General features: G+C 34.2%; 6 protein-coding genes. 5 read left to right on the top strand and 1 reads right to left on the bottom strand.

Annotated elements, in window-relative coordinates:
* Positions 1-763 precede the first annotated feature (763 nt).
* From ACKI42_RS08935 to pyk, 5 genes are read left to right on the top strand one after another with little or no spacing between them, the layout of a single operon-like run.
* Complete coding sequence (locus tag ACKI42_RS08935; RefSeq protein ID WP_002976354.1) at positions 764-1,003, top strand: acyl carrier protein; 240 nt, start codon at positions 764-766, stop codon at positions 1,001-1,003.
* Between the two features lie 29 nt (positions 1,004-1,032).
* Positions 1,033-2,277 (top strand): beta-ketoacyl-ACP synthase II, encoded by a 1,245-nt coding sequence (gene fabF, locus ACKI42_RS08930; RefSeq protein ID WP_407404571.1) that lies wholly within the window; start codon positions 1,033-1,035, stop codon positions 2,275-2,277.
* A gap of 10 nt (positions 2,278-2,287) precedes the next feature.
* A complete protein-coding gene (gene rnc / locus ACKI42_RS08925; RefSeq protein WP_407404569.1) occupies positions 2,288-3,052 on the top strand; it encodes a ribonuclease III in 765 nt (254 codons plus the stop codon).
* Positions 3,030-3,503 (top strand): IPExxxVDY family protein, encoded by a 474-nt coding sequence (locus ACKI42_RS08920; RefSeq protein WP_407404567.1) that lies wholly within the window; start codon positions 3,030-3,032, stop codon positions 3,501-3,503. Before rnc ends, ACKI42_RS08920 begins: the two co-directional genes overlap by 23 nt.
* Positions 3,496-4,941: a pyruvate kinase gene (pyk, locus tag ACKI42_RS08915; RefSeq protein WP_407404565.1), complete on the top strand. Its 1,446-nt coding sequence runs from the start codon at positions 3,496-3,498 to the stop codon at positions 4,939-4,941. Before ACKI42_RS08920 ends, pyk begins: the two co-directional genes overlap by 8 nt.
* A gap of 65 nt (positions 4,942-5,006) precedes the next feature.
* Here pyk and ACKI42_RS08910 read toward each other — a convergent pair whose 3' ends face one another.
* Positions 5,007-6,299 (bottom strand): aldehyde dehydrogenase family protein, encoded by a 1,293-nt coding sequence (locus ACKI42_RS08910; protein WP_407404563.1) that lies wholly within the window; start codon positions 6,297-6,299, stop codon positions 5,007-5,009.
* Between the last annotated feature and the right edge of the window lie 134 nt (positions 6,300-6,433).

The following is a 6,433-nucleotide window of genomic DNA, read 5'->3' as shown; positions in this document are numbered from 1 at the left end:
GAATAAATATCCGTAATTTTATCAAAACAAATCATAAGGCAAATCTTAGTTAAATCATTAAATGTCAGAAACTTAAAGATACTAATTTTTGCCTTTTATCACAAGCTATTTATTCTAAATTTACAATCGAACTCAGGTTCTAAGCAAAAAGCCTTACAATTTTGAGTACAACCCATTTCTAATCTCTCATAAAAAACTTCAATATTTATTCCTTAAAATACAAAAGAAGTTATTATATTTGATTTGCAAAACGAATCAAAAACCTACATTTCCAAAGTGAGTAATTCGGTGAGTAGCTGAGCTTCAATTTGAAAAAAATGTCGATAAATAAAGAGATTTAAAGAGATGGTTCGAATCCCTCCAACTCCACAACTCACGAAATTAGGCACTTTTAGCGAAGTGTCTTTTTTTTTGCAATAAAGTGATGCTATTATTGAATATAAACAATAAAATTAGATTAAATTACAGAGCTGTGTAAGATATCAACAGGCTTTTACTTGCACAAAAAAAATCCTCAACTATAAAAGATAAAGTGACAAAGATGAGATAATTATAATTGAATTAATAAATTATTAAAAAAAATACTTCGACTAATTCGTAAAATAGTTATCGAACAAATACAACTTAACCTACTGATAACGAAAACAATAAATTTTTAAAGTATTTTTTGTAAATTATCTGACCACAAAATTCTATAAAAAAATGCATTATCCTAAAGAATTTTATATATTTGCAGAATCTAACAATAAAAAAAGAATTTACTATGTCAGACATTGCATCAAGAGTAAAAGCTATCATCGCTGATAAGCTTGACGTTGAAGAAACAGAGGTAACTCCTGAGGCTAGCTTCACAAATGATTTAGGAGCTGACTCACTAGATACAGTTGAGCTTATCATGGAATTTGAAAAAGAATTTAATATTCAAATCCCTGATGATCAAGCTGAAAAAATTACTACTGTAGGGCACGCTATTGCTTATATTGAAGAAGTAGTAAATAAATAATATTCTTCAACAAAGAAATTAAAAGATTTATGGAATTAAAAAGAGTAGTTGTAACTGGTTTTGGCGCAATAACACCCGTCGGTAATAATGCGAATGAATACTGGGAAAGCCTGTTAAAAGGTAAGAGCGGAGCCGCTCCTATTACTCTTTTTAATGCCACAAATTTTAAAACAAAATTTGCCTGCGAGGTAAAAGATTTCGATCCATTGCAACATTTTGATAAAAAGGAAGCAAAAAAAATGGACCGAAATACCCAACTTGGGTTAGTAGCTGCTAGAGAAGCAGTGGCTCACTCAAGAATAATGGAGGACAATGTAGATAAAAACAGAGTTGGGGTTATTTGGGGATCTGGAATTGGTGGATTAGAAACATTTGAAACGGAAGTTTTAGGATGGGCAAACACTGAAATTCCAAGATTTAATCCATTTTTTATTCCAAAGATGATTGCGGATATTACACCAGGACATATCTCTATTGAGTACGGCTTTCATGGTCCCAATTATACTACTGTATCTGCGTGTGCTTCTTCTGCAAATGCATTAATTGATTCTAAAATGCTAATCCAACTGGGCAAAGCAGACGTTATTGTATGCGGAGGCTCTGAAGCTGCCGTAACAGCCAGTGGCGTTGGAGGTTTCAATGCAATGATGGCACTTTCTACAAGAAATGAGGATCCTACTACGGCTTCAAGACCATTTGATAAAGACAGAGATGGCTTTGTGTTGGGTGAAGGCGCAGGAAGCATTATACTTGAAGAATACGAACATGCAAAAAAGCGTGGGGCAACTATCTATGCAGAATTACTAGGTGGTGGTATGAGTGCTGATGCATATCATATGACCGCTCCACATCCAGAAGGCCTTGGTGCTTATCTTGTGATGAAGAATTGTTTGGAAGACGCAGGTTTATCTGCTGATGAAGTAGACCACATCAATATGCATGGTACCTCTACTCCATTAGGAGATATCGCAGAGTCTAACGCAATATCTAGAATATTCGGCGAGCACGCTAGCGATATTCAGATTAATTCTACAAAATCAATGACAGGTCACCTTTTAGGTGCAGCTGGTGTTATTGAAGCTATAGCAGCATTAGGGACAATTATTCATGGTATTGTACCGCCTACGATAAATCATTTTACAGATGATGAAAGAATAGATGCGAGATTGAATTTCACATTTAACGAGCCTGTAAAAAAAGAAGTAAGAGTAGCCATGAGTAACACTTTCGGTTTTGGTGGTCACAACGCTTGCGTTCTATTTAAGAAAATCTAATTTATACTAGATGGAGTTACAGAAATACTTTTCTAAATTCCTTATCAAACAAAGAAAAAGAAAGCTAACGGATAGAGAATATTTTCTCACAACAGAACTCAATAAGATTTTGGGCATTTCTGTGAGGAATATAGACTTTTACCAAGAAGCTTTCTCAATCAAAAGTTCTTCTAAGAATCACGATGTCAATTACGAAAGGCTAGAGTTTTTGGGAGATTCAGTTTTGGGTACAATTATCTCTTGTCACTTATTTCATACCTATCCAAAGGCAAATGAAGGATACATGACACAGATGAAATCTAAAATCGTAAATAGAAAAAATCTTAATAAATTAGGCGAAGATTTAAAACTCATTTCTCTTCTTCAACATACAAATTCTGGAGTTGCTCTGGGAGAAAATATTTCGGGGAATCTTTTTGAAGCTCTTATTGGCGCAATTTACCTAGATTTGCAGTATGATACGTGCAAAAAGATAGTTCTGGAAAGACTACTGACTCCCGAAGAGATCAATAAGCTAGAAAATAAGATTGTAAGCTACAAAGGACTTTTACTAGAATGGAGCCAGAAAAAGAAAATTCATATAAAATATGAAACTATGGAGGAGTGTCATATAAATAAAAGTGTTATTTTTAGGTGTAATGTATGGCTTGGAAACGAGAAATTAACTAATGCCTCTGAAACTTCAAAGAAAAAAGCAGAAGAAAAAGCAGCACAAAGAGCATTTTATATTTTAAATAAAAAAGAAAATATTCTTGGAAAACCAAAAACTTTATGATTTTGATGACATAGAATTTGATGATATTACCATCGCTCTGGTAAGATTAACAAAGCATATACCAGATCATGAGTTTTTCTTTAAACTAAATAATCATAATCATTTTTCATTTTCTAGGATTGATGATCTTATTTTACATAGCAATTATTACAATCACTATTTTCCAAGATTTGAAGGATATCATAAATCCTCAAAGACCCGATTCACTTTCATTTCTAACCGTTCTTCGCAAAATAAGCAAAAAAAAACACCAACAGAACTCTTCCTATATGAAGAGAATATTAAATATTTATTAAATAATCAGAGCGAAGTGGAATATATTCTACTATGTTCTGAACATTTTGCTGATTTTTCCGTAATTTTGCTGCCTGAAAATCTTGTATTTCCTGTACAAGAATACAAATTGAGTTCTGAAGAAGAACTTTATCAAATAATCCAATACTATGAATAAAAATTTAAAGAAAACAAAAATAATCGCAACTCTAGGCCCTGCATCATCTTCAAGAGAGGTAATGCTAGATTTAATGAAAGCTGGTGTTGACGTTTTTAGAATTAATTTTTCTCACGCTGACTATGATCTAGTTCGCTCGAATATAGAAATCATCAGATCACTCAATAAAGAATACGGATTTTCAGTTAGTATTTTAGGAGATTTGCAAGGACCTAAACTGAGAGTAGGTGTGGTAAAAGAAGGTTCTTATTTGAATCCAGGAGACATTCTTACCTTTACCAATGAAAAAATGGAAGGTGATGCTACTAAAGTATATATGACGTATCAGCAGTTTCCTCAAGATGTAAATGTAGGTGAAAGAATCCTTATTGATGATGGTAAATTAGTATTAGAGGTTACGGAAACCAACAAGATAGATACTGTAAAAGCAAAAACAATACAAGGAGGGCCTCTTAGCTCTAAAAAAGGTGTTAATTTACCTAATACCAATGTTTCGCTTCCTGCGCTTACAGAAAAAGATATTGAGGATGCCAACTTTATGTTGGACATCGAAGTAGATTGGATGGCACTTTCTTTTGTTCGTCACGCCCAAGATATTAAAGACCTTAAGGAATTGATTAAAAATCACCCTAAAGGGCACATGAAGACTCCAATTATTGCTAAAATTGAAAAGCCTGAAGGGGTAAAAAATATTGAAGAAATATTATTAGAATGTGACGGACTTATGGTTGCTCGTGGTGATCTAGGTGTGGAGGTTCCTATGGAAGAAGTTCCTGCTATCCAAAAAAACTTGGTAGAAAGAGCAAGATTTTATTCTAAGCCAGTAATTATTGCTACTCAGATGATGGAAACCATGATTAATAGCCTTACGCCGACAAGAGCTGAGGTGAATGATGTTGCCAACTCTGTACTGGACGGTGCTGACGCTGTAATGCTATCTGGTGAAACCTCGGTAGGTAGATATCCTGTACAAGTGGTAGAAAATATGGCAAAGATTGTTCAGAATATAGAACAGACCAATTTTTATCAGCATAAAAATGAGCCAATAGAAAAAGATTACAATTGTATCGATGAGAGATTTATCACGAATAGAATTTGTCTCGCAGCCGTAAGGATTGCAAAGAGCACCAATGTAACCGCTATCGTTACGCTGACGCATTCAGGATATACCGCATTCCAACTTTCTGCACATAGACCAAATTCTCACATTATTGTATACAGTGGAAATAAGAGAGTAATCACGATGCTAAACCTACTTTGGGGTGTTCGTGCTTACTACTACGATATGAATAAACCTACTGATGAAACCATCATCCAAGTTAATATGTTGACGCATAATCATGGTTATATAGAAACGGGAGATTTCGTTATCAACATCAATGCTACTCCATCTTTCGAAGGAGGAAAAACCAATACTTTGAGATTAACTACAATCTAGTAAATTACTCCTTAAATATAATAATAAACCCCGAAGATGAATTTCTTTGGGGTTTATTTTTTGGTTTATTTTCCTAAAACAGTTTTCGCAGTGACAAACTCTTTTAAGGCTAATAGAGAAAGCTCTGTACCATAACCTGACGACTTTGTACCACCAAAAGGAAAACGGGGATCAGAACTCGTCATTCTGTTGATATTTACGGTACCCGATTCTAGTTCATTAATGTAATATTGTTGACGATCTAGATCCTTAGTCCATACAGAATTAGAAAGTCCAAATGGGATATTGTTGGCTAATTCAACAATTTCCTCGTCTGTATCAGCAATCATGACCATACCTAATGGCCCGAATAATTCTTCTTGTAAGATTGGGTTTCCTTTCCTTACGTACATCAACCCAGGATTAAATTGATTTTCTGATAATCTTTCTAAGGGCAAAATTACCTCTGCTCCATTTTCTAATGCTCTTTTATATTGGTTTTCTAGGTCGTCTGCCAAATCTGGCCTAGCCATTCCACTGATTTTTGTGTTTTTGTCCATCGGGTCACCAATCACAAATTTCTTATATTCAGCAATAAGTTTGGGCAAGAATTCATTTTCAACTGATTTTTGAATAATAAATCTTTTAGCCGCAACACAAGTCTGACCACAATTCTGTAATCTAGCTAAAGCACCAAATTTCGCGGCATCATCCAATTTAGCATCCTCTAGAACTATAAAAGCATCACTACCACCCAATTCAAGCAAAGATTTCTTAATTGCCTTACCAGCGATAGATGCCACTTCAGCACCTGCTTTCTCACTTCCCGTAAGACTTACACCTTTTACCGTTTTGTGCTCCAAGATTTCTTTCACTTCCTTATGCCCAACTTCCAAATTTTGGAAAACACCTTCGGGAAAACCAGCTTCCAAGAAAACTTGTTCTATAGCATTACCGCTTCCAAAACAAATGGATGCATGTTTCAAAACTACCGTATTTCCCGCTAAAATTGCTGGCGTAGCAAATCTGAGTACTTGCCAGAAGGGAAAATTCCAAGGCATAACACCCAAGATTACTCCTTTTGGTGCATAATGGATTTCAGAAATTGCATGTTCAGATTCTATTTTTTCTGCTTTTAGTACATTATCAGCTTCTGCATAATAATTCATCATCATTGCGCTTTTTCCGACTTCAGATATTGCTTGCGTAATGGGTTTGTTCATTTCTTTCGTTATGATTTCACCAAAAATTTCAGCTTTATTTTTAAATAATTCTGCTGCTTTTGCAATGAGTTTCTGTTTGTCTCCGAATGGTACATTTCTCCATTCTTTAAAGGCTTTGTCAGCTTTTATAAGCTTTTTTTCTATTGATAAGTCCATGTTATAATATCATTTTAAAAAAATCCAAGTCATGAATTTTTTTCCTGCTTTTGGATTAAGCAGAGGTAAGGAATCAAATTTTATTCCTTAGTGTAATTAAAAAAGTTGATTGTTTCTATAAGATTAATAATTGT

The sequence above is a fragment of the Chryseobacterium sp. genome (assembly GCF_045629545.1).
Taxonomy (GTDB): domain Bacteria; phylum Bacteroidota; class Bacteroidia; order Flavobacteriales; family Weeksellaceae; genus Chryseobacterium.
This window is presented reverse-complemented; position numbering and strand designations above follow the sequence as displayed.

Coding starts and splice junctions, on each gene's coding strand:
- fabF (WP_407404571.1), top strand. CDS start 1,033: ATGGAATTAAAAAGAGTAGTTGTAACTGGTTTTGGCGCAATAACACCC.
- ACKI42_RS08935 (WP_002976354.1), top strand. CDS start 764: ATGTCAGACATTGCATCAAGAGTAAAAGCTATCATCGCTGATAAGCTT.
- rnc (WP_407404569.1), top strand. CDS start 2,288: ATGGAGTTACAGAAATACTTTTCTAAATTCCTTATCAAACAAAGAAAA.
- ACKI42_RS08910 (WP_407404563.1), bottom strand. CDS start 6,299: ATGGACTTATCAATAGAAAAAAAGCTTATAAAAGCTGACAAAGCCTTT.
- pyk (WP_407404565.1), top strand. CDS start 3,496: ATGAATAAAAATTTAAAGAAAACAAAAATAATCGCAACTCTAGGCCCT.